The organism is Streptomyces sp. NPDC048278 (genome assembly GCF_040652195.1).
Taxonomy (GTDB): Bacteria; Actinomycetota; Actinomycetes; order Streptomycetales; family Streptomycetaceae; genus Streptomyces.
Genome location: NZ_JBEZLP010000022.1, coordinates 12,091 through 35,302 on the forward strand (window position 1 = coordinate 12,091; position 23,212 = coordinate 35,302).

Genomic DNA, 23,212 nt, shown 5'->3' on the forward strand with positions numbered 1-23,212 from the left:
CTCCCGGAAGGGCGGCTCGAACGCCAGGCCCGTCCCGGGGAGTTCAGACGGCGAAGCAGGGGTCGAAGACCGAACTCGGGCCGTCCGGTGCGAGACCGCGCGCCACGCGCCACCGGCGATGCTGCTCCGACTCGGCCACGGCCTGCCCGAGCAGCTCCGCCTGGCGGGCGCCGGCGACGGCGGCCGGTTGGGCCGCCTGGTAGCCGCCGAAGTGCGCCACCGGACTCCAGGCGGGGCTGATCGACGGCAGCTCCTCGTCGAGGCCTTCGTACTCGCCGGCGGCGTAGACGATCCGGCCGCCGACGACCGTGAGCAGCGACTCGATGTGCGCGATCGCAGGCTCGGGCACGGTGAAGTAGTCGTCGGACAGGACCGCGAGGTCTGCGTGGCATCCCGGCCGCAGGACGCCCTTGACCTGCTCCTCTCCGGTCAGCGCGGCGCCCGCGCGGGTGAACATCGCCAGCGCGGTCTGCCGGTCGACGCGGTTCGCCGGCGGGCGCAGGACCAGATCGCCGGCGTTCCGGCCGCTGACCAGCCAGTGCAGCGCGACCCACGGGTTGTACGACGAGACCCGGGTGGCGTCGGTGCCGCCGCCGACGGTCAGGCCACGGTCCAGCATGGCCCGGACAGGAGGGGCGTCGGCGGCGGCACCGGGTCCGTAGCGGCGCAGGAACGCCCGGCCCTGGAACGACAGGCGGTTCTGGACGGACATCGCGCCGCCGAGGGAGGCGATGCGGTCCAGGCTGTCGGCGGAGACGGTCTCCGCGTGGTCGAACAGCCACCGGTTCCCGGCCGGGAAGAGTCCTTCCGCGGCGAGCTTCTCGAAGACAGCGAGATCGCGGCGGATGGTCTCGTCGTACGTGGCGTGCAGCCGGAAGCCCCACCCGTTCTCCATGAGCAGGCGCACCGCCTTCTCGAACTCGGCCTCGTAGCCGGAGGCGAGCTCCGGACGCGGCTCGGTGAAGTTCTCGAAGTCGGCCGCCGCCCAGGTGAGGTTCTCGCCCGCCCCGTTCAGCCGCAGCCACGCGTCGCCGTCCTCGGGGCGGACCATGGAGATCCAGCGGGTGAGATCGTCGATCTCCTGGCCCGCGGTCTGCGGGAACAGGTGGTAGGCGATGCGCAGCGACAGCTGCCCGGCCTCGGCGAGTTCGATGACGGTGGCGTAGTTGTCGGGGAAGTTCTGGAAGCCGCCGGCGGCGTCGATCGCCGACGTCAGTCCGAACCGGTTGAGTTCGCGCAGGAAGTGACGGGTCGAGGTCTTCCGGTCGGCGCCCTCCAGCACCGGCGCCTTGGCCAGGGTCGAGTAGAGGATGAGGGCGCTGGGCGCGGCCAGCAGCATGCCCGTGGGTGCCCCGTCCCGGCCGCGTACGATCTGTCCGCCCTTCGGGTCGGGCGTGTCCTTGCCGAATCCGGCCGCGTTCAGCGCCGCCCGGTTGAGGATCGCCGACTGGTACAGGTGCAGCACGAACACCGGTGTGTCGGGGGCGGCGGCGTTCAGCTCCGCGACGGTCGGCAGCCGTTGTTCGGCGAACTGCTCGGCCGACCAGCCACCCACCACCCGCACCCACTGGCCCTTCGGGGTGCGTGCGGCCTGTTCCCGCAGCATCGCCAGGCCCTGGGCCAGCGTACGCACCCCGTCCCAGCGCAGCTCCAGCACGTAGTTGAGCCCGCCGCGGATCACGTGCAGATGCGCGTCGTTGAGGCCCGGGACCATCCGCCGGCCGAGGGCGTCCACGACCTTGGTGGCCGGCCCGATGTGCGGGGCGACGTCCGTGTCGTCACCGACGACCGTGATGACGCCGCCGCGGACGGCCAGGGCCTCGGCCTGCGGGCGGCCCGGGTCCCCCGTGTGGACTTTCGCGTTGCGGACGACGAGTTCAGCGGGATCGTCGGTGGCCTGGGGGACCAGGCCGCCGACCGGAATTGCAGACATGTTCGCCGGACCTCCTCGGGGTTGGGCGTCTTCGCTGTCCGCCGGCGTTCGGGGCCGGTCAGCGGCTCACTGCGAGCCGCCCGCCGCGTCGTCCGCGTCCGCCCTGGCCAGAACGGCGTCCAGGGCGGCGTACTCGGCCTCCTGGACGGCCGCGATCGCGAAGGCGATCGCGTCGACGGCGTAGTCCTCGGCGTCGTCGGCGGCCCGCTGCAGGCGCTTCAGATCCCGCTCCTCCTTGCGCTCCTCGATCTTCTTGCGGGTCGAGGCGACATGCTCGTGCCACGACGTCTGCACCTGGTTCCAGCTGCCGACGACGTTCTCCTCGGCCTGTTTGCCGCCCGCCTGCAGCTTCTGGGCGCCCTGCTCGGCCTTGTCCTTCGCGGCGGACACGGCCGCGGACAGCTTCTGCCGGTCCTCGGCGACGCTCGCCTCCACCGTCCGCTGCGCTTCCTGGGCCTTCTGGGAGAGTTCGGCGAGGCGGCCCGTGGCGCCGCCCTTCTCGGCAGCGGGTGGTGCGGGCTGAGTCTGAGGCACCTGGTCGGCCATGGTGCGTCCCTTCGTCGACGGACGTGTGCCGTTCGCCGGCACGACGTGCGGGGTGAGCAGGGCGGATCCCGGTCCCCGCTCCGGCGGTGCGGGCGGGGACCGAACCGCCTTCACCCTGCCGGGGGTACGGGCCCACGGCTTCGGTCAAACGACTGGGGCGGCGTCTGCAGTACGCCCACGGCCGCCTCCGCCTGCCTGTGCGGCCGTGTCGTCCACGGTCGGTTGACGAAGGCGGCGCACCCGCTGCCCGCATACGCCGCTTCGGTGAGGCGTCGTATCGGCGGATCGATCGAGGCCGGCGGCCAGGTCTACGCCCGCGGCCGGGACCCGTACTCCCCGCCCTGGCCGGACGTGGTCCAGCTGAACGCCGTCAGCGACGAGCCGTGGACGGTGGCGGTGGACACGCCGGGGCCGATCGGCGAACAGGCCGACGGCGTGCGCTGCGACACGGCGATGCTGCTGATGGACGGCGTGTTCGGCAGGACCTGGGGCTGCATGGCGGCACCGGCGCCCCGCGCAACGTGCGCCCTGGGCGGCTTCTCAAGGAACGCTGCCCGGGGAGGGCGGCTCTTCCTCCCGCCCGCTCACCTCTCCTCCAGCCGGGCCGCGAGCTGTGCCCTGGTGGTGATGTCGAGGATGGGAAAGATCCGGTAGAGATGGGAGCCGACGGTCCGGGGGGAGAGGTAGAGCCGTTCCCCGATCTCCTTGTTGGACAGGCCGTCGGCCGCGAGCCTGGCGATCTCGAGCTGCTGCGGCGAGAGCTCGTCGAGGGCCGAGGCCTGCCGCTCGGACATGCGCTCGCCGGATGCCCGCAGCTCCGCGCGGGCCCGCTCCGCCCAGGCGGTGGCGCCGATGAGCTTGAGGGTGGTCAGGGCCGAGCGCAGCGGGGTCCTGGAATCGGCCGCCCTTCGGTGCCGGCGAAGCCACTCGCCGTAGGCCAGTTCGAGCTTGGCGCGGACGAGCGGCCACCGACTGAGATCGTGGCCGAGCGCGGTGGCGTACAACTTCTCGGCATCGGCGTCCTCCGCGAGTACCGCACGGGCGTACAGCAGATGGATGTGCAGGAGCGGTGAGGGCGTGATCCGGGCGACGCGCTCCAGTTCGGCCAGGACCGGTGCGGCGTCCTGCCGGTTGCCGCTGTGCGCGGCGGCCTCGGCGAAGAACATCACTCCGTCGAAGGACTCCCGCGGGTGGTAGGAGGGGTCGGCAGGGTCGTAGAGCCTGTGCAGCGCCTCGTACGACAACTCGTACTGCCCGGAGCTGAGCCACGCCAGGCCACGCGCGAGCTGCACACAGCAGAGCAGGTCGTTGAGCCGGTCCCGACCGGCCTCCGCCTCCACCTGTGCCGCCATCTTCAGCGCCCGCTCGGTCTCGCCGCGCAGCCCGAAGCGGATCGCCTCCTGGCTCATCGACCCGGTGGTCCACACCGGCTGCCCGGTGTCCGCCGCGATCCGGTGGCCCTCCTCCGAGACCACGAGCGCGCGGTCCCAGTCGCCCATCCACAGATAGTTGTTGATCTGCATGGTCAACACGTGCGACAGCAGGCCGAGCCGGCCTTCTTCCCGGAGCTTCTGTGCTGACCTGCTCAGCAGGTCGACGGCGCGGACGGCGTCGCCCACCGCATGTGCGGCCATGCCGAGCAGCCGCAGGGCGTCGGCGTCGTAGTCGCCCGCCGGTGACATCCGGGAGAGCACGTCGTGGACCACGGCACCGCGCAGAACCGGTTCTGCGACCGAGAGGGCCGCAAGGCGGCGCGGGGTGGTCGCGGGTACGGGAAGGGCCTCGGCGACGGCGGCCACCCGCGCCCGTGCCTGCGGACCCGTATCGGCCCACCAGCATCGCAGTGCGGCGCCGAGCAGCAGGTTGAGCACCAGGTCGAAGTCGCCTGCGGACGCCGATCGCTCGGCGATCTCGCACAGTTCGAGCACGCGCCCGGCGTCGCCCGGGACACCGTCGCTGAAGATCTCCCTGAGCCATTCCATCCTGGCCCGGTCCAGCTCCGACAGTTCGGTGCGCGCGGCGGCCGTGATCAGCCGGTCGACCATGTCCGCCCGTCCCAGCCCGAACGCGTGCTCCCCCGCCAGCAGCAGTCGCCTGCCTTGCGTCGCCGAGTCGGTGGTGAGCTGCGCCGAACGCTCCAGCGCCCAGATCGCGGAGGTGACCGAACCGCGCCTGAGGGAGATGGTGTGCGTGGCCTCGAGCTCGTCGGCGACCTCGTCGTCGGGGCCGAGGATCGACTGGGCCCGGTGCATGGTGCGCCGGTAGGGGTCGGCGTCCAGCGCCTTCGCGAGAGCCGCGTTGGCCGCGAGCCGACGCGCCAGAGGTTCTTCCTGCAGGATGGCGGACCTGACCAGCGGGTGGCGGAACCGCACCTGTGTTCCGTCGACCGTCAGGAGCCGGGCCTGGATCGGGGCGTGGAACACGCCGACGTCCGCTGCCCGCCCGGACAGGACCGAGGTCGCCGCCAGAATCTCGGAAAGATCGTTGTCATAGTCGACGGCGGCAACCAGGACGGCGTCACGAGCATCGCCGGACAGGTCGCCGACCCGGCCCGCGAACGCCCGCTCCAGCCGCGCGGTCAACGGCACCGTCGACAGGGGCGCTTGCCTGCCCTCGGTTCCCAACGACCGCCAGGCTTCCGGCAGTTCCACGAGCGCCAACGGGTTGCCCCGCGCCTCCAGCAGAATGCGGTCCCGGTCCGCGGCACTCAGATCGGCGGCCCGCGTGGCCAGCACCTCGCGCGCGGCCGCGTCGTCCAGCGCGGCCACCTCGAACTCGGGCAGTCCGGCCCCGGCGAACGGGCTCGCGTGACCGTTGCGGATCGCCCCTACGACCAGAACGGCGTCGCGGTCGACCCGGCGGGCGACGAACGTCAGCACGTCCTGGCTGGACTGGTCGAGCCAGTGGACGTCGTCGACGACCACCACGACCGGACGCTCGGTGGCCAGCTCAGCGAGCAGGTTCAGCACCGCGAGAGCGACCTTGAACAGCTCCGGAGACGGCCCGTCGTCGACACCCAGCGCCGACAGCAGCGCCTGCCGCTGGGTCGCGGGCAACCGATCCGCCGCATGGATCACCGGCCTCAGGAACTGGTGCAGCCCGGCGAACGGAATCCTGGCCTCCGACTCGAACCCGGTGGCCTGAAGCGCGCGGTGCCCCACCGTCTCGGCCAGCCGCGCCGCCGCATCCAGCAGAGAGGACTTGCCGATCCCCGGCTCGCCGCGAACCACAAGTGCGCCGCCCTGGGAGGGAAGTCGGTGGATCCGGTCCCGCAATGCCGTGAGCTCGGTGGTCCGGCCAGCGAGATCAAAGTCGACCATCCGAGCCCCCAACTTCCCGATCCGACCTGTGGTGAAGATATGAAGATCAGTACGTCCTGTCCTCAGTAAGGTGACTGAAGAAATACTGAAGATGTGCGGTGGGCGCCTTGCGGGCCCCGGCGAAGGGCGGCGATGCGCGCGATGACCGAGAGCTCACGCAGCCAGAACCTGGTGGGCCGCGACGCCGATCTCGGCATGGTGACGGGCCTGCTGGACACCGTCTCCGACCGGGGTCGCACCCACGTGATCAGGGGCGAGGCGGGCATCGGCAAGACCTCACTGCTGGCGGCCGCGGCCACTCAGGCGCGGCGCCGCGACATGACCGTGCTGACCGCCCGGGGTGCGGAGTCCGAACGCCATCTTCCCTACGCGGCCCTGCACGATCTCCTGCGGAAAGTTCTGCCGAAGGCGGACGCGCTGTCCGAAGGTCACCGGGAAGCACTGCTGGGCGCCTTCGGCATGAGCGTTTCGAAACAGGCGCCGGAGCGGTTCTTCGTGGCTCTTGCCGCCCTCGAACTCATCGCCGACGCCGCCTCGGCGCAACCGCTGCTGCTGATCGTGGACGACATGCAGTGGGTGGACGCCGCGAGCCGGGACACCATCGAGTTCCTGGCCCGGCGGCTGGACTCGGAACCCGTCGTCCTCCTGATCGCGTCGCGACCGGTGCCCGAGGACCAGGACCGCACCTTGGGCGATCCCGCTGTCGGCGTCAGCGTCCTGCAAGGGCTGGACCCGGAGGCGTCACGCAGGCTGCTCGCGCTGCATGCCCCGAGCCTGTCGCCCGTGGTCGAACGGCGCATCCTGGACGAGGCGAAGGGCAACCCGCTGGCACTCGTCGAACTGCCGCTCGCTCTCAAGGGACACCCCACGGGCGCGTTCGACGTACTGCCGCTCACCACGCAGTTGGAGCGGGCGTTCGCCGCCCGGCTGACGGAACTCGGTCCCGAAGCCCGGCGGCTGCTCCTGCTCGCGGCCGTGAACGACGGCGACCGGGTCAGGGATCTCGACGCCGCGGCGAAGATCCTCGCGGGGCCTGGGGCCGCGTCGGACAAGGCTGTACTCGACATCAGGCCGGACCTGTTGAAGGTCGACGGCCCGCGGGTGGAGTTCCGGCACCCGCTGGTCCGCTCGGCCGTCTGGCAGTCCGCGACTCCGCAGGAGCGGAGCGCCGCTCACCGGGCCCTGGCGAAGGCTCTCGGCGCAGATCCGGACCGCCGCGCCTGGCACCTGGCGGCGGCCACGACGGGAGTCGACGAGGAGGTCGCGGAGGCGCTGGACGCCGCCGCGGAGCGCGCGCTGGAACGCGGCGCGCCGTCCTCGGCCGAGACGTGGCTCGAGCGGGCCTCCGAACTGTCCGCGGACGACGGCCACCGCGGCGGAAGGCTGCTGCGGGCAGCGGAGATCGCGTTCGAACGCGGTCGCCCCGACAGCGTTCAGCAGCTCATCGACCGGGCCCGTGCCCTCAGGCTGGACCCCGCCGCGAAGGCTCGCCTCAACTGGCTTGACAGCGCCTTCGACGACGGCACCCCCGGTGACGTGGCCGGCGTCCGGCGGCTGCTGGCCTCGGCCGTCCGCGCACGGGGCGACGGTGAGTTCGACCTGGCCGCCGATCTGCTGGTCGGTGCCACCATCCGCTGCTGGTGGTCCGAGCCGGGACAAGCCATCCGCACGGACGTGGTGACCACGGCCGACAGCCTGACCGGCAGCCTGCCGCTGGGCGACGCGGACCCCCGGCTGCTGGCCTCATGGGCGGTGGGCGGCGGGTTCGCCCGCCACCGCCATGTCGTCCACAGCCTTGCCGAGTGGGCCGAGCGCGACGACGTCGACCCCGCGGCCACCGGGCTGCTCGCACGTGCGGCGTTCGTCAGCGGCGAGTTCAGCCGGGCCCTGCGCTTCACCCGCCCCGCCCTGGACGGTCTGCGCCTGCAGGGACGGCTGGGGCTGCTGGCCCAGGTCCTCGTCCTGCAGACGTTCGCCGCCATGTACCTCGGCCGCTGGGACCTCACCGGTCCGGCGGCGGAGGAGGCCGAGCGGCTGGCCGCCGAGACCCGGCAGCCGGTGTGGGAGGCGTGCGCGGCGCTCGGCCGGGCCAATCTCGCCGGGCTCCGCGGCCAGACCGAGGAGGCCGAGAGGCTGCTGGCGAAAGCGGAGCGGGTCGCCCTCCTCAGCGGCAACGAGGCGGTCATCAACGGCGCCCAGCTCTCCCACGGACTCATCGAGCTCGGCCGTCAGCAGCCCGAGAACGCCTTCCACCAGCTCCGGCGCATGATGGACGAGGGCGACCACGCCTACCACCCGGTGCAGCAGGTCTGGGCGATCGACTACCTCGCCGAGGCGGCCGCCGCGAGCGAGAACGTGGCGGAGGGCCGGACGATCCTGGCGGGACTGGAGCCGGTGCTGGACAGTACACCCGCCGGGGGCGTGATGCGCGCGATGTACTACGCGCGGGTGGCGCTCGCCGACGACGGCGACGCCGAGCAGTTGTTCGGGGAAGCGTTCGAGATCAGCGCGGCGGCCTCCCCGTGGTACCGGGCCCGGCTCGACCTCGCCTACGGTGCGTGGCTTCGCCGCGGGCAGCGCATGGTTCAGGCGCGCACCACGCTGCGTTCCGCGCTCAGCGTGTTCGACACACTGGGCGCCGCGGCCTGGTCGGCTCGGGCCGGCCGTGAGCTGCGGGCCACCGGTCTGAAGACGAAGCGCGTCCGGGCGCAGGGCACGCCGCAACTCTCGTCACAGGAATGGCAGATCGCCCGGCTCGCGGCGCAGGGGCTCTCCAACCGGGAGATCGCCCAGCAGCTGTACCTGTCGCACCGGACCATCAGCTCACACCTGTACAACATCTTTCCCAAGCTCGGCATCACCTCACGCGCACAGCTCCGCGAAGCGTTGGCGGCGAGCGACCCCGGTCGGTGAGCGCGTCCCAGCGGTCGTGGCCGAGGCCGACGTCGTGATCCGACGCCGTGATCCGACGTCATGATTCCGCGTCCGGGGCCGTCGCCAGGACGGCGGCCAGTTCCGCACGCGACGTGATGCCGAGCTTCGGGAAGATCCGGTACAGGTGGCTGCTGATCGTCCGGTGCGACAGGTACAGCTGCTGGCCGATCTCCCGGTTGGACAGACCCTGCGCCGCGAGCCGGGCGATGTGCCACTCCTGCGGCGTCAGCCGGTCCAGCACGCCGGGCACGCGCCCGCCGCTCTCCTCGCCCGAGGCGCGCAACTCCTGGCGGGCGCGCTCTCCTTCGACGGTGGCACCGAGTGCGTCGAACATGTCACGGGCCGCGCGCAGCGGCGTACGGGACTCGACCACGTTGCGGTGGCGGCGCAGCCAGGCGCCGTACGCCAGCTGGAGGCGGGCGCGATGCAGCGGCCACGCCCTCAGGTCGGCGCGCAGCGCTTCGTCGAACAGCGCCCCGGCGGCGTCGTCATCGGCCAGCATCGGCGCGGCGATGGTGAGGCCTGCGCGCAGCAGCGGGGAGCCGGTGGCGGCCGCGACCTCGCTGAGTTCGGCGCAGCGCGCGCGAGCGGCGTCCTGGTGGCCGCTGCGACTCGCCGCGACGACGTATTCGGCCAGCGCCCAGGCCCGCATCTGCGGATGGTAGGTGATGTCGTCGGGGTCGAAGACGCGCGCCAGCTGCTCGTAGGCCTCGGTGAAGCGGCCCGCGTCGAGAGCCGCGGCGCCGCGGGCCATGTGGACCTGGGTCAGCATGGACGGTATGCCGGCGGTCGCGAGCACCCGCTCGGCCCGGCCGGTCAGGTCGGCGGCGGTCGTGGCATCGCCCCGCCGGCCGGCCACGATCGCCGTCACGAGTTGCGTGCCGGTCGCCCAGAACGGGATGCGGGTCTCGGCGAGAAGCCGGCCGCCCTCGTCCGCCGCCGCCAGGGCGAGGTCGAGCCGGCCGAGCAGGAGGGCCACCCACGACTTGGCGAGCAGGCACTCGCCGAGCAGCCCAAGCTGACCCTGCTCCCGGAGCGTCGCGCTCGCGGCGGTGTGGAACGCGAGAGCCTGGTCGGTGGCCCCGGCGGCCTGGGCGGCGAGACCGAGGAGGTAGCCGGCGGCGGAGACGACGGCGGGCGGGCAGTCGCTCAGCCGGCTGCGCACCTCCGCGGCGCGCCCGAGGGGATCCGCCAGCGCCATGATGTTCAACAGGCGCGGATCGGCGTCGTACGCGGCGCTCGCCTCGGCCACCACGGCCAGCCGCCGGTAGGACTCCGGTTCCGGGCTGGACCACCAACTGCGCATGACGACGCGAAGCAGCGCGTCCAGCACCAACTCGGTGTCCCCGGCCCGACGCATCCGGTCGGCCATGTCGGCGAAATCCGCGAGCGGCGGCGTGCCGGTGCTGCTGGCCGGGCTGAGGACCTCGCGGAACCAGCGCAGCTGGATCTGATCCCCCAGGTCCAGCTCCAGTGTTTCCGCCTGGTCGAGCAGCCTCAGCGTGGTCTGCCACTGGCCGAGTTCATGGCTCTGCTCCGCGGCGCGGAGCAGCAGATGCCCACGCCTCGCCGGCTGCGCGGTGAGCCGGGCCGCTTCCGCGAGGGCCGCTGCCGCCACCGACGTCGCGCCGCGGAGCTGCGCCCTCGCCGCGGCCCGTGCCAGATCGGCGGCCACCTCCTCGTGCGGACCCACCGTGGCCGCCGCCCGGTGCCAGACCGCGCGGTCGGGCGCGTCGGCGAGCACCTCGGCGAGCACGGCGTGCATCTGCCCGCGCCGTGCCGCGCTCGCCGCCTCGTGGACCGCCGAGCGGACCAGCGGGTGCCGGAACCGCGCCCGAGCCGCGTCGATCTCGACCAGCCCCGCCGCCACGGCGGGGGCCAGATCCGCCGCGGACACCTCCGTGCCCGCCACCCGGCTTGCCGCGTCGAGCACCTCGGCCAGCGCGTCGCCGCCGAGAGCGGCGGCCAGCAACGCGGTCCGACTCGCCTCCGGCAACCCGGCCAGCCGGTCGGCGTACGCCCGCTCCAGCCGGGCCGTCAGTGGCAGCCACGCGGGCGGGTCGGTGTCATCGGGCCTGCCGCGCAGCGCCGTGGGCAGCTCCACCAGCGCCAGCGGGTTGCCGACCGCCACCTCCAGTACGCGCCGGCGCGTCCGAGGGTCGAGCCTGCCGTAGGAGTCCAGCAGGGCGGCTGCCGCCGCGGGGTCGAGCGGCCCGAGCCGCAGCTCCCGCAGGGCTGCCGTGTCGAGCGGACCGGCGTCCCCCTCGCCGTCGCGGCACGCGGCCGCCAGGACGACGGGATCCGCGTGCAGCCGGAGGGCGAGGAACGCCAGCACCTCGGACGTCGGCCGGTCCAGCCAATGGACGTCGTCGACCACCATCAGCACCGGAGCCCGCCGGGCACACTCGGTCAGCAACTCGAGCGTGGCCAGCCCCACGAGGTGGATGCCGGGGACGGGCGCGTCGACGAGCCCGAGTGCGGCGAACAGCGCGTTCCGCTGAACGGCGGGAAGCGCGTCCGCATCGGCACGCACCGGCCACAGCATCTGGTGCAGACCGGCGAACGCGAGATGCGCCTCACCGCTCACGCCCGAGCAGTTCAGCACGAGCATCCCGCGGTCCCGTCCCCGGCCGGCCGCCTCTTCCAGCAGCGCGGACTTCCCGATCCCGGGTTCGCCGCGCACCAGCAGTGCCCCGCCGGCCGGGGAGGCGGCCGACGCGCCGTCCAACAGCGACTCCAGCTGAGCCGTCTCGGAGTCACGACCGATCAGCCCAGCCATGTTCATCCCTCCTACGAGCGACATCCTCGCGGGAGCCGCTCCGGTCCGGTGGGCACGAAGGGCCCGCGTCCTGAACAGCAGCGTGGGCGACGGTATCGGCTGCTCGTTCTGCGTACTCGAGTCTTCTTTCAGACGTAGTTCCGGCGTTGCACGTCCCCGAGCGCCGCCGCGCCGATGGGGACGTTGAGCCAGAACGTGAGGAGCCGGTAGACGAGGACGGCCGACGTGGCCGCCCCGGCCGCCATGCCCAGCGTGGTCAGACCGGCGATGAGACCGGCCTCCAGGGCGCCCAGACCGCCCGGCACGGGAGCCGCGCCGGCGATCAGGCGGGCCGCCATGTACGCGGCACCGACCTGGAGGAAGGCAAGCCCGCCGCCGAACGCGTGAACGCTCAGCGCCATACCGACGACCTGGACCAGAGGCAGGCCGAGCGCGCCGGTGACGCCCACCGCGAGTTTGGCCGGCTGGGAAGCGATCCCGGCAATGGTCGACCCGGCCGCGCGCAGGAACGGCCAGACCTTCTCGCCCAGGAAGCGCCGGCCGGGCCGGGTGAGCGCGAGCAGGCTCCCGGCGGCGAGCGTCAGGGCGATGGCCCACAGCACCTTCTGGCCGGAGGGCAGGTCCGGACGCACTCCGCCTTGGTGCTGCCCCGCCAAGGCGAAGAAGACCGCGGCGACAACCGCGTTGGAGACCGCACCGGCCAGGCTCTGCAGCCCGACGGAGGCCGTGGCGGCACCGGTCTCGATCCCCGTCTTCTGCAGATAGCGCAGGTTGAGCGCCATGCCGCCCACGTTGCCCGGGGTGATCCGGTTCAGGAAGGAACTGGCGAACTGCACCCAGTACGTGGGCAGGAACGGCAGCCGGTCGGGGATGGTGCCCAGTTGCAGACACGTCGAGAACGCCTGCGAGACGAAGGTCACGGGCAGCACCGCGAGCACCCACCACCAGTTGGCGTCGCGCAGCGCGTCGAGGGCCGCCGGAGCGTTCGCGAACTGGGGCAGCACCAGGTGGAGGACCAGGAACGCGCCCAGCAGGCCCAGAACACTCTTCCAGGTGAAGCGCGCGAGATGCGCCGGCGCGGCCGCCGGCGCACCACTGGCTGTTTCGACCTCGGCGGCGAGATCACGCAGCAGACTCGGACGGCCGCCGGCACGCAGCGTCCGCCGTCGGCGGGCACCCTCCCTGGCGGCGCGTGCGCGGGCCTGGTCGTACCGGGCGACGTCGTGCCGCGCCGGGCCGATCAGGGCGAGCGGCTGTAAGTAGGGCAGGGCGGTCGCCAGCAGGTCCGGTCCTAGGCCGGCGAGCGCACACACGGTGGCGCGCTGGGGGCCGACCCGTATCGCGGTCGTCGCCAGCAGTTCGGCGATGTCGCTGCCGAGCACCTCGGGGGGAGCGTCGAGCTGGGCGCGCGCGAACGCGAAGAGCCGGGACTCGCCGCCCGGTTCGACGAGGACGTGCTCCGGGCGCAGTGCCCGGTGACCGAGCCGGTGCTCCTGGAGTCGGGCCACGGACGTCCACACGCCTTCCAGCACGTCGTCGGTCAGCTCCAAGTCCGGCAGCGAGGACAGCACACGGGAGCCCTTCTCGACGGTCGCCACGAGCGCGCCGCCCCCGGCCACCGGATACGCCATCACGGGCTCGTCCACCCGGGCGCCGGTCCGGGCCGCGAAGACGAGCATGAGCAGTTCGTGCTCGGCCGCCCCGAGCGGTGACCGGGCTGTCGCGTCGGCCGGGTGGCGCAGGAGCGTCCGACGGGCGAGCCGGTGGAACAGATCGCGGTTGTGGTCCTCGGCGGCGAGCACCCGTACCGCCAACCGGGAACCGGAGGCGGTCTCGGCGTGGTAGACGGTCCCCGCACCGGGACGCTGGTCGTCCGAGGGCAGCTCACGCAGGGTGGAGACCGGGATTCCGCTGGCGACCAGGGCGTCGGCGACCGCCTGTGCCGCCGGGCGGTCCGTCGGGGCTCCGCCCAGCAACAGCACGGCCGACCCCGCCGCGCCACCCACGGCGAGCGCCGCGACGGCGTCCAGGGGCACGATCGCGGCGGCCGCGACGCTCAACACCGCACACGCGGCGGTCAGCGACCACAACGCCCGCCGGGCCCGGGGCCCCAGCCACGGACCCGCCCCGACGACCGCCGCCGCGCAGGCGGCCAGGTAGACCGCCGAGGGCCAGCCCGCGTGCACCAGACCGGCCCGGCCGGCCAGTACCTCCGGCCACAGATCCGGCCTGCTGCGCGCCAGCGCGAGGTGCGTGAGGGACCATGCGGTCAGCGCGCCCAGCAGCGCCGCGGGTACCACCCGCTGGACCGGGTCGATCCGCCGCCGCGTACCCCACAGTGCCAGTGCGGAGGTCGGCGCGAGCAGAGCGCACCCCTGCACCAGTCCCACCAGACCGTCGCGCAGCCCGGGCGGCAGCGCGGTCGCCGCGCTGAGCAGCCCCTCCTGCGCGGACCGGGCGAAATCCCGCGTCGCGACCGCGAGCAGCACCGTCGCCGTGAGCGCGGCGAGGGACAGCAGCAGCCGCCACAGGTCGGCCGCCCGGCGGACCGGTTGCTGCTGCGGGGCGTCGATCACCGGATCCGGCGGGCCCTGCGAGGCGCCCGCGGCGGAGTGGCTGACGACGTCCGTGGCGAGGTGGATGCGTCGGCCTTCGATCACGGTCGGCCGCCGGTCGGATCACCCATGCGCTCGCCCATGTCCGCAGAGCGAAGGCTCTCCCCTCGGCCCCGGGCGGACTGCCGCGACCGCAGCGGCGATGCCGAGCGGCGCCATCGGTCCTCGACACCCGGACGAACTGGCGCTGTTGTGACCATGTGGACTCCTTGCTGCGCGGACAGCACCGATGCTCTCGCCGGGGCGCGGGCCCGGGCTTCCGTCACATGACTGCACCGCATCCTGCATGTCCGCAGCAGGCCCGGACACGGCTCGATCCGCCCCCTGGGATGAAGTAGGGAACGCAGTCGGATGACGGATCAGCAGCAAGGCCGGCCGCCCTAGCGTTCAGGGTGGACGACACGACTCGAGCAGAGCCGGACGGCACCACCGGCATCCCTCGCTTCGCGTCCGGACCCAGGCGAGACTTTCATCGAGTGGGAGATCATCATGCTCAGTTCGCCCAACGCACTGCTCTGGCGCGGTCTGCTGGCGGTTGCCGTCGGAGTGGTCGCCGTAGTGTGGCCCAGCATCACCATCGGCGCCTTCGTCATCCTGTTCGCCGTCTACGCGTTCATGGGCGCGGCGACGGACACCATGCGCGCCTTCAGCAGCGACCGGATGGGTCCAGTCTTCGGCTGGCTGCTCCTTGCCCTGCTGGATGTCGTCGCCGGCGTGGTCGCCCTGGCCTGGCCCGGCATCACCGCGATGGCCCTCACGATCTGGATCGCCGCGTATGCCCTGCTGACGGGTGGCCTGGAGATCGGCCTGGCCTTCCAGCGCGGAGAGAAGCCGGGTGAGCGGGCCCTGTTCATCCTGACCGGCCTGGTGTCGGTCGCGCTGGCCTTCGTGCTGTTCGTCCGGCCGGACATCGGTGCGGTCTCGCTGGCCACCGTCTTCGGGCTGTTCAGCATCGTCTACGGCATCGGGGGCATCACCGCGTCCTTCCAGGAACGTCGCGTCCTGCAGGACGTCGGCGGCGCAGAGCCGGTGGGCGTCTGAGCCGGGCAAGGCCCCGGACCCCGCGACCGACGAAGTGCCCCACCCGACATGAGTACGGGTGGGGCGCTTCGGCGGAACGCGGGATCAGCGCTGTACCCACCCCGGCAGCAGGCCCGGGCTCTCGTCCTTCGGGATGCCGGGATGCCGGGCCACATGGGCGGTTGCGGGCGCACACGCCGGGCGATGTCCACGACGCGGCAGGCCTGGAAGTCCATGGCGGCCGGTTCGACCGGTCCCGGCGGGATCTCGCCGTTCCGGGGAGACGTGGCTGGTGCCATAGGGGCTGCCTGCCTGGAACTGGATGGGTTCGGCGTAGCCGGGCGGAACGATGATCGCGCCCCAGTGACGGAAGTTTCGTCGATCGCCAGGATCGTCGGCTCCTGGCCGCCGTGGGCCGTCCCGGTCGCGGTGAACACGGAGCAGATCTTGTTCACCGGCCGTCCCTGCGCCCACAACGGACCGGTGGTGTCGATGAACTTCCTGAGCCGGGCCGCGGGCAGTCCGTAGCGGGTGGGCGAGCCGAGCAGGATCGGATCGACCCACTCCAGGTCGTCGAGCCAGGCGACGGGAGGCCCGCAACGGTTATGTGCGGGGCGGCGGGCCAGCGCTCGCTTCAGCCCTGGTCGGCTCCGAAGGCCTCGTCCGGCACCGGCTCGCGCACCTTTCGCAGCCGTACCTCTGCGCGCGCCTTCTCGGCGGCCGTAGCTGCCGCTCTGGCGAGTTCGGGGACGGTCCCGGTCGACGATCAGTAGATGCCGGCAACGCTCACCGCGGAGTCCGCACCTGCTCCTTGGGTCCGAAGCTGAACGGGACGTGTCCCAGACTCCCTCCGCCCCCGGGACTAGGCGTCTGCCATCCGGCTGAGGACGAGACCGCACCGTGTGCGGTGCCGGGGCATGTCACTTCCGGCGCATCATTCTTTCGCGGGCCTCCTCGGTCAGCCCGCCCCAGATTCCATGCCGTTCCCCGTGACCGGTCGCGTACTGGCGGCACTGAGTCAGCACCGGACATCGGCCGCACATCTCGAGTGCGCGCCGCCTGCCGGCCCAGTCGCCGGGGAGCGGAAAGAACGTCTCGACATCGGTGCCGCTACAAGCCGCCCGCTTTCGCCAGCCCGTGACCGGCGTCGTGGTGCTGCCAGAGATCAGCGGGCCTGTCGCCGCTGTCGTCAGGTGTGTGCTCACGCTCCGGGTCTCCTTCGAGGTCGGTGGCGGTCCGCCACATCGCTCCGTTCTGCGCCACAGTAGGAATTCATCCAGGAACGGTCTTGTGTGAGATGACTGAACGCCTTGCGTACATCCGGGAGGCCGGGTGCAGTCAGCGCAGGACCCAGCGAGTGGGCCGCCGGGCGTACACGCGAGGGGGAGGCGAGCAGGGCTGCCGGCGCCGGCGCGTTTGCGGTACAGACCCGCGAGCGGCGTACGAATGTCCACGGGCCAGGAGGGAGAGGTAGGCGTCGGCGTCGAGCTTGGCGCCCACCGCGTTGATGATGAGGACGAAGGTGCCCGCCAGCCGCTCGAACGTGACCGGGCCGCTGGTGGCGTGGCAGTAGTCCACGCCCAGGTGCAGACCGCCACGCCTTTCCAACCGAGGGTTTTGCGGAGCCTGTTGTTGAATGCCGGCACAACGGCCCGGAGTTCGTCGGCCTGCCATCGCGACAGGCCGGTGCCCGTGGGGGAAGTACTGGCCGGGAAGTCCATGGCGCACATCCAGAGCACCAGATGCCCAGTTCTGGTCATTGGTGAGGGGGTCGGTGACCTGTGCAGGGCGGCCATCGACGGTGGAGGGCATGACGATCGGGCAGATTGCCGAGCCATCCCCGTGATAGTTCGCCGTGTTGGCTGCCAGGATGGCCTGAGCCAATCCGTCGGCCCGCTCGGTGCTCAGCCCTCGGGCAGGCCCAGCAGAGGAATCCGACCTCACCCTCCAGACCGACATCAGTCCGCTTCGCAAGGGGACACGCCGGACGATACTTTGAAGTGCGTCCGAGCCTTTCTTGCTCACCGCCAAGGACTTCCGACGACTCCAGCACCCACCAAATACACCCGGACTGCCCTATTTACACTCCGACAGATCGGACAGAGCGGACGACACACAGGTCCGAAAACACTCCGGATTCGCCCCGGACTCGACCCGGACAGTTTGTTCAGCCAGAAAACATGGCCTCTGACCTGCGGAAATACAGAGCGGCAGACGAGTCGGGCTGTACGCCGGGTTCTGTTCGAGATGGAGAAGACCTGCGTTCGGTATCCGTCAACTATCCGGGAGCGACACGTCAGGCGGAACACAACCCGGCCGCCTCGCGTCACGCGTGTCGCGCTCGGGTAGGCGGCACGAATGAACGCCGCTGGGGCACAGCCCACCACCGCGCATACGCAGCGTGAGGTCATCCTCGGCGGCGCTCGCCCCACCACGGCAGGATCGGAGGCAGGTCGCTGAGCCCGCGGGCCGGCCGCTTCGGCATCGGTGATTCCCCGTCGCCCCCGTCCCAGCGGCGTGCGTATTGGTCCGGGAGGCTGCCCCAGCCCCGGTAGGGAACCGGGCGGTCGGGCGCCTCGCCGAGTTCATCGAGGGGATCGATGCGCTTTTCCGCCACCGTGCACAGGTGGGCCCAGTCGTCGCCCATGTCGAAGACATAGGCGAACTGCTCGCCGGCCTGCAGCCTGCTCAGCTTGGTCGCATGGCCATCCACGGTGCCGTCCGGGGCCTCGTCGCCCCACCAGCCCAGGGGGCTGACCCGGGCACCGTCGGCCAACGTGAACAGGTGCAGGTGGGCCAAATCCCAGCGGCCGAAGGCGAGATCGACGGCCGTGGCCAACTGAGCGAAGGAGTGCGAGCGCGCGGCGCCGAAGACGCGGCCGGGGCGAGGCCACAGGTCTGCACCGTGCCCGGAGACCAACTCCAACCGGATGGACAGCCAGGTACGTGCCACGATCACAACCCCTTCATGCGCCAGGTCCCCATAGCCAGCACCGAGGCTACTGAGTGTGACTGCCGGTTGGGGAATCAAGCTGGCTGTACGTGGGGACTTCTACGGGCCGCCGAAAGGTGTGCCGCCCAACTGCCCAGCCGGGAGCAGGACTTCCATGAGCGCCGCTCAAGGGGCCTCGCGGACCCATGAACTCGTCGCGGTACCAAGATTTTCCAGTTCGGCGTTGGTGACGGCGAGCCGACCGAGGCTGTGCTGATGTCGGCGCCGGGGAATGGCAGTTCCGGTGGTGTACCGGATGGTGCGAGAGCGCCGGCTGCCGCGCGAGGCAGCGGGGCCTCTGCCACATGGCCCGACCACCGCGCGGCTCCTGGACGGCCCCTGAAACGCTCGGCAGGTCAGCTTCGGCCAGGAACCACCATTCCCGGGCCGTCACACATCAGCCGTCCCGCCTGAAGACATTTCCGCAGGACATGATCACGAAAGGCGACCGCCACCAGCGGCGAAGAATCCGCTGGTCAGCCCAAGCCCCTGGCAGCCGGCCACCGCCCATCAGTGCCTCTTCAGCGGCTCATCGGCCCGACTGCTCGCCGCGCCACCCCCATCCGCAAGGCGAACCAGCACGCGACCTCACACCACCCTGACCAGCGGCAACATGCTCAACAGCCTGAAAGGGTGCGGATTCGACCCGGATTCGCCCCGAGGGCCCCAGACTCCAAAACGAACAGTACTTGACCTGCAGTGATGCTGATTCTTGCCGCTGTACCGAGCATCCGCCGACAAAGGAGCATCATTAATTGCAACTAAGTGGATATTACTGGGCGATTAACGCCCACCCTGCGAGTAGTAGCACTCGCTTTCGCCACCTCCGGCGCCCTTGAGCGCGAACCGAACGGCCACAGCACGCGGCACTCCACCCTGGCGCCTAGGGACTGCGAGAACAAGGCTCTGACCAGCCTCTTTACAGAAGTTCTTCCGCCTGGCAGAAGCCGTCTTGCCGAGTCGGTGCAGGCCTCACGACCCTGATTCCAACCACGGCACGCGGGGCGAGGACGCCCCGCCGACAGGGACGGGAACCGCCATGCCGCACACCACCGCATTCGCCAGGAACCAGTGGTACGTCGCCGCCTACAGTCACGAGGTCGGGCGTGAGCTGCTCGGGCGGACGATCCTCGGGGAACCCCTCGTGTTCTACCGGTCGGCGGAGGACGGCACACCCGTCGCCCTCAGCGACCGCTGTGTGCACCGCCGTTACCCGCTGTCGGAGAGCGGTCTCGACGGTGACCGGATCGTGTGCGGGTACCACGGGTTCACCTACGACCGGACCGGGGCCTGCGTGTACGTGCCGGGGCAGAAACGCGTCCCGCGCACCGCCCGGGTCGCCTCCTACCCGGTGGTCGAGCAGGACTCGCTGGTGTGGGTGTGGGTCGGCGACCCGGCGCTCGCCGACGCGGGCGCCGTCCCGCGGGCCCGGCACCTCGACTCCCCCGGCTGGCTGACCGTGCGCGGCATGGAGCCCATCGACGCCGACTACGGCCTCCTCGTCGACAACCTCCTCGACCTCTCCCACGAGACCTATCTGCACGGCGGCTACATAGGCACCCCCGAGGTCGCCGAGACGCCCATCACCACCGAGGTCGACGAGGGCGCGGGGATCGTGCGGGTGAGCCGGCACATGGACGACGCCGAGTGCCCGCCGTTCTACGCCCGTTCGACCGGGATCGAGGGCCGGATCACGCGCTGGCAGGACATCGAGTACCACGCGCCGTGCCTGTATCTGCTGCACAGCCGGATCGCGCCGACCGGTGTGGTGCCGGAGGCCGACGGCAGTGACCCGAACGGCTTCCACACCGAGATCACCTATGCGATCACCCCGTCCTCGGACGGCAAGGTGTACGACTTCTGGATGGTCTCCCGGGACTGGGCGACCGACGACGCGGAGGTCACCGAGTTCCTGCGGAGCAACAACCACACGGTGGTCATGCAGGACGTGGACGCCCTCAACCTCCTCCAGCGGACGCTGGGTTCGGAACGGGCCGGCTACCAGGAGCTGAGCATCAACATCGACACCGGCGGTCTCGCCGCCCGCCGCATCCTGGCCCGGCTGGTCGAGGAGGGCGACAAGCCCGTGGAGAAGGTCCTGTGAGCGCACCCACCGGCCGGACCGGGGAGATCTACCGCATCGACTGGCTGCCGGGCACCGACGTCCTGCACGGCACCTGCCACTGCGGCGCCGAGCACACCGCCCAGGACCCGGTCGGGATGTGGGAGTGGATGCTCGGCCACCCCGAAGGCCACCACCCCCCGGAGCGCACCTCATGAGCCTGTACGAAGCCGAACTCGTCGTGAGCGAACGGGAGTCGGCGGCCGACGGCGTGGTCGCCCTCACCCTTCGGCATCCCCTCGGCGAGGAACTGCCGGACTGGGAGCCGGGGGCACATGTCGATGTGCTGCTCGGGCCCGGGCTGGAACGGCAGTTCTCGCTCTGCGGCGATCCCGGGGACCGGTCCCACTGGCGGATCGCGGTCCTCAGGGAACCGGACGGGCGAGGCGGATCCGCCCATGTCCACGAGCAGTTGGGCGTCGGCGGCAAGGTGCGGGTGCGCGGACCGCGGAACCACTTCCGGCTCGAACCCGCACCCCGCTACCGGTTCGTCGCGGGCGGTATCGGCATCACCCCGATCCTGTCGATGCTCGCCGCCGCCGAGGCCGCGGGCGCCGAGTGGACGCTGCTGTACGGCGGCCGGACCCGGCGGTCCATGGCGTTCACCGGCGAGTTGGCGCGGTACGGCGGGGAGCGGGTCACCGTCGCCCCGCAGGACGAGTCGGGGCTGCTGGAGCTCGGCGCGGTGCTGGACGACGTCCCGGCGGGCACCCTGGTGTACTGCTGCGGTCCGGGGCCGCTGCTGGACGCGGTGGAGGCGCGCTGTCCGGCGGATGTGCTGCGTGTGGAGCGGTTCCGGCCGAAGGAGCAACCTGCGGGCGAGGAGCGGGAGTTCGAGGTGGTCCTCGCGCAGAGCGGTCGTACCCTCACCGTGGCGCCCGGTGTCTCCGTGCTCGACACGGTCCGGGCCGCCGGGGTCGAGGTGCTCTACTCGTGCACCGAGGGGACCTGCGGGACATGTGAGACGGATGTCCTCGAAGGCGACCCGGACCACCGGGACTCGGTGCTCACCGAGGAGGAGCGGGCGGCCGGGGAGACCATGCTCATCTGCGTGTCGCGGTGCCGAGGGGCGCGGCTGGTGCTGGATCTGTGATCCGCAGGTCCGCCTCGATCGCCGCCGCGGTCGCCCGGAGACCCGGCAGCAGATCGCGGCGGACCCTCGTGGCGGACATCCGCCCGGAGTGCACCGCGAGGCTCACCCCGGCCACCACCTGGCCGCTCCGGTCCCGGACCGGGGCGGCCAGTGTCGTCACGCCGTCCTCGGGGTCGCCGTCGAGCAGCACATGGTCCTCGGTGCCATCGGCGTGCGGCGAGGAGGCCGGCATCGCGCGGCCCGCCGCCGTACCGCGCGCCGGGAAGCGCGCCCCCACCGCGACGGCCGCGGCCATGACCCGGCGGGCGGGGACCTGGGCGACGCAGACGACGTGGTCCCCGTCCAGGACCCACAGCGCCGCCGACTCCTTCACCAGTGACGTGAGTTGCTCCAGGTGCGGGGCGGCGAGGCGGGGCAGGTCGAGGCCGGAGAGGTAGGCGTAGCCGAGTTCCAGGACGCGCGGGGTGAGGCGGAACAGGCGGCCGTCCGAGTGGACGTATCCGAGATCGGCGAGGGTGAGCAGCAGGCGGCGGGCGGCGGCGCGGGTCAGGTCGCAGGCGCGGGCCACCTCGCTGAGCGTGCGCGCCGGATGCTCGGCGTCGAAGGCGCGGATGACGGCCAGGCCGCGTTCGAAGGACCTCACGAAGTGCGGTGCGCGGGCGTTCACGGGCCTCATCGCCTTCCCGGTCCTCCATGGCCGATACCCGGAACACGGTGAGAGCGCGGTTCGGTAACTGTCAACAATTTTGTCAGCCAACCCCATTGACCCGGTCCTCCGGCCGGTTCTACCGTCCCGCTCAGCACCCCCTGATCGAGCACCACTGTGCGCAGTGCGCACAGCCTGTCGGAACACCGTTGTCTGCACAGGAGGAGCCATGCGTCGTCTGCTCGCCGGTCTCGCGACCGGCACCTTCCTGCTCGCCACGGCGGCCTGCGGCTCCTCCGGGGGCTCGTCGTCGACCGCCACCTCGTCGGGCGGCACCACCACGGTCAAGGTGGGGATCATCCCCATCGTCGACGTGGCCCCCCTCTATCTCGGCCAGAAGGAGGGCTTCTTCAGCAAGCGCGGCCTGAAGCTGTCGACGACCCTCGCGCAGGGCGGGGCGGCCATCGTGCCCGGTGTGACGAGCGGTCAGTTCCAGTTCGGCTTCAGCAACATGACCTCGCTGATGATCGCCCGGTCCAACGGCGTGCCGGTGCAGGCGATCGCCAACGGCGTGGCCTCGACCGGTGTGGCCGGCAAGGACTTCGGCGGGCTGGTCGTGAAGAAGGGCAGCAGCATCACGTCGCCGAAGCAGCTGGAGGGCAAGAAGGTCGCGGTCAACACGCTGAAGAACATCAACGAGACCGCGGTCCGCGAGTCCGTGCGCAAGGCGGGCGGCGACCCGGACAAGGTGGACTTCGTCGAGCTCGCCTTCGACCAGATGCCGGCCGCGCTCGACAAGGGCCAGATCGACGCGGCGATGGCCGTCGAACCGGCCCTCGCCACCATGAAGCTGCAGGGCGCCGCCGAGATCGCCTCGCCGCTGGTCGACGTGGCGCAGAACCTCACCGTGGCCATGTACTTCACCTCGACGTCGTACGCGCAGAAGAACCCGGCCGTCGTGAAGAAGTTCCAGGAGGCCGTCGCGGAGTCCCTGTCGTACGCCGACGCGCACCCGGACGAGGTCCGGCAGATCGTCACCACCTACACCAAGACCCCGGCCGACGTGCTGGCCAAGGTGACGCTGCCCAAGTGGCCCGCCGAGGCGAACCGTTCGTCAATCGAGACGCTGGAGAAGCTCAGCGAGCAGGACGGCCTCTTCAAGACGGCCCCCGACCTGGACAAGCTGCTGCCGTGACCGAACCCGCGGCCAAA

The 23,212-nt window shown here is 71.6% G+C and carries 17 protein-coding genes and 1 pseudogene; 8 read left to right on the forward strand and 10 right to left on the reverse strand.

Annotated elements, in window-relative coordinates:
- Nucleotides 1-43: 43 nt before the first annotated feature.
- Nucleotides 44-1,933 (reverse strand): amidohydrolase, encoded by a 1,890-nt coding sequence (locus AB0D74_RS31595; protein WP_362594587.1) that lies wholly within the window; start codon nucleotides 1,931-1,933, stop codon nucleotides 44-46.
- Between the two features lie 66 nt (nucleotides 1,934-1,999).
- The gene (locus AB0D74_RS31600) at nucleotides 2,000-2,479 is read right to left on the reverse strand and encodes a hypothetical protein (protein WP_362594589.1); all 480 of its coding nucleotides are present in this window, start codon (nucleotides 2,477-2,479) and stop codon (nucleotides 2,000-2,002) included.
- A gap of 264 nt (nucleotides 2,480-2,743) precedes the next feature.
- Between AB0D74_RS31600 and AB0D74_RS31605 the strand changes: the two genes are divergently transcribed.
- The gene (locus AB0D74_RS31605) at nucleotides 2,744-3,133 is read left to right on the forward strand and encodes a hypothetical protein (protein ID WP_362594591.1); all 390 of its coding nucleotides are present in this window, start codon (nucleotides 2,744-2,746) and stop codon (nucleotides 3,131-3,133) included.
- Here AB0D74_RS31605 and AB0D74_RS31610 read toward each other — a convergent pair.
- Nucleotides 3,064-5,799: an AAA family ATPase gene (locus tag AB0D74_RS31610; RefSeq protein ID WP_362594593.1), complete on the reverse strand. Its 2,736-nt coding sequence runs from the start codon at nucleotides 5,797-5,799 to the stop codon at nucleotides 3,064-3,066. The genes AB0D74_RS31605 and AB0D74_RS31610 overlap by 70 nt on opposite strands.
- 141 nt (nucleotides 5,800-5,940) lie before the next feature.
- Between AB0D74_RS31610 and AB0D74_RS31615 the strand changes: the two genes are divergently transcribed.
- A complete protein-coding gene (locus AB0D74_RS31615) occupies nucleotides 5,941-8,712 on the forward strand; it encodes an AAA family ATPase (protein WP_362594595.1) in 2,772 nt (923 codons plus the stop codon).
- Between the two features lie 58 nt (nucleotides 8,713-8,770).
- Here AB0D74_RS31615 and AB0D74_RS31620 read toward each other — a convergent pair whose 3' ends face one another.
- Nucleotides 8,771-11,512: an AAA family ATPase gene (locus AB0D74_RS31620; RefSeq protein WP_362594597.1), complete on the reverse strand. Its 2,742-nt coding sequence runs from the start codon at nucleotides 11,510-11,512 to the stop codon at nucleotides 8,771-8,773.
- Between the two features lie 128 nt (nucleotides 11,513-11,640).
- Nucleotides 11,641-14,172, reverse strand: coding sequence for a lysylphosphatidylglycerol synthase transmembrane domain-containing protein (locus AB0D74_RS31625; RefSeq protein ID WP_362594599.1), 2,532 nt, complete (start codon nucleotides 14,170-14,172; stop codon nucleotides 11,641-11,643).
- A 444-nt stretch (nucleotides 14,173-14,616) separates the two neighbouring features.
- Here AB0D74_RS31625 and AB0D74_RS31630 point away from each other — a divergent pair, with 444 nt between their 5' ends.
- On the forward strand, nucleotides 14,617-15,168 hold the full coding sequence (locus AB0D74_RS31630; RefSeq protein ID WP_362594601.1) for a DUF308 domain-containing protein: 552 nt from the start codon (nucleotides 14,617-14,619) through the stop codon (nucleotides 15,166-15,168).
- A gap of 342 nt (nucleotides 15,169-15,510) precedes the next feature.
- Nucleotides 15,511-15,675 carry a hypothetical protein gene (locus AB0D74_RS31635; RefSeq protein ID WP_362594603.1) on the forward strand — a complete coding sequence of 55 codons (165 nt, stop codon included), beginning with the start codon at nucleotides 15,511-15,513 and terminating at the stop codon, nucleotides 15,673-15,675.
- Nucleotides 15,676-16,067: 392 nt separating this feature from the next.
- Here AB0D74_RS31635 and AB0D74_RS31640 read toward each other — a convergent pair whose 3' ends face one another.
- The 4 genes and pseudogenes from AB0D74_RS31640 to AB0D74_RS31655 form a co-directional block, all read right to left on the reverse strand.
- A complete protein-coding gene (locus tag AB0D74_RS31640; protein ID WP_362594825.1) occupies nucleotides 16,068-16,352 on the reverse strand; it encodes a WhiB family transcriptional regulator in 285 nt (94 codons plus the stop codon).
- 133 nt (nucleotides 16,353-16,485) lie between these two features.
- Nucleotides 16,486-16,755 carry a hypothetical protein gene (locus AB0D74_RS31645; protein WP_362594847.1) on the reverse strand — a complete coding sequence of 90 codons (270 nt, stop codon included), beginning with the start codon at nucleotides 16,753-16,755 and terminating at the stop codon, nucleotides 16,486-16,488.
- Nucleotides 16,749-16,869, reverse strand: a pseudogene (locus AB0D74_RS31650) (IS30 family transposase); the annotation flags it as partial. The pseudogene AB0D74_RS31650 and the gene AB0D74_RS31645, both read right to left, overlap by 7 nt.
- A gap of 685 nt (nucleotides 16,870-17,554) precedes the next feature.
- On the reverse strand, nucleotides 17,555-18,100 hold the full coding sequence (locus AB0D74_RS31655; RefSeq protein ID WP_362594605.1) for a hypothetical protein: 546 nt from the start codon (nucleotides 18,098-18,100) through the stop codon (nucleotides 17,555-17,557).
- Between the two features lie 1,078 nt (nucleotides 18,101-19,178).
- Between AB0D74_RS31655 and AB0D74_RS31660 the strand changes: the two genes are divergently transcribed.
- From AB0D74_RS31660 to AB0D74_RS31670, 3 genes are read left to right on the forward strand one after another with little or no spacing between them, the layout of a single operon-like run.
- Nucleotides 19,179-20,243, forward strand: coding sequence for an aromatic ring-hydroxylating dioxygenase subunit alpha (locus AB0D74_RS31660; RefSeq protein ID WP_362594607.1), 1,065 nt, complete (start codon nucleotides 19,179-19,181; stop codon nucleotides 20,241-20,243).
- The gene (locus AB0D74_RS31665; RefSeq protein ID WP_362594609.1) at nucleotides 20,240-20,419 is read left to right on the forward strand and encodes a hypothetical protein; all 180 of its coding nucleotides are present in this window, start codon (nucleotides 20,240-20,242) and stop codon (nucleotides 20,417-20,419) included. Before AB0D74_RS31660 ends, AB0D74_RS31665 begins: the two co-directional genes overlap by 4 nt.
- Entirely contained in the window at nucleotides 20,416-21,354 is a 939-nt protein-coding gene (locus AB0D74_RS31670; RefSeq protein ID WP_362594611.1) for a PDR/VanB family oxidoreductase, read from the forward strand. The genes AB0D74_RS31665 and AB0D74_RS31670 overlap by 4 nt, the downstream gene beginning before the upstream one ends.
- Here AB0D74_RS31670 and AB0D74_RS31675 read toward each other — a convergent pair.
- Entirely contained in the window at nucleotides 21,305-22,030 is a 726-nt protein-coding gene (locus tag AB0D74_RS31675) for a helix-turn-helix domain-containing protein (RefSeq protein WP_362594613.1), read from the reverse strand. The genes AB0D74_RS31670 and AB0D74_RS31675 overlap by 50 nt on opposite strands.
- A 199-nt stretch (nucleotides 22,031-22,229) precedes the next feature.
- Between AB0D74_RS31675 and AB0D74_RS31680 the strand changes: the two genes are divergently transcribed.
- Nucleotides 22,230-23,195 carry an ABC transporter substrate-binding protein gene (locus AB0D74_RS31680; protein ID WP_362594615.1) on the forward strand — a complete coding sequence of 322 codons (966 nt, stop codon included), beginning with the start codon at nucleotides 22,230-22,232 and terminating at the stop codon, nucleotides 23,193-23,195.
- The last annotated feature ends 17 nt before the right edge of the window (nucleotides 23,196-23,212 follow it).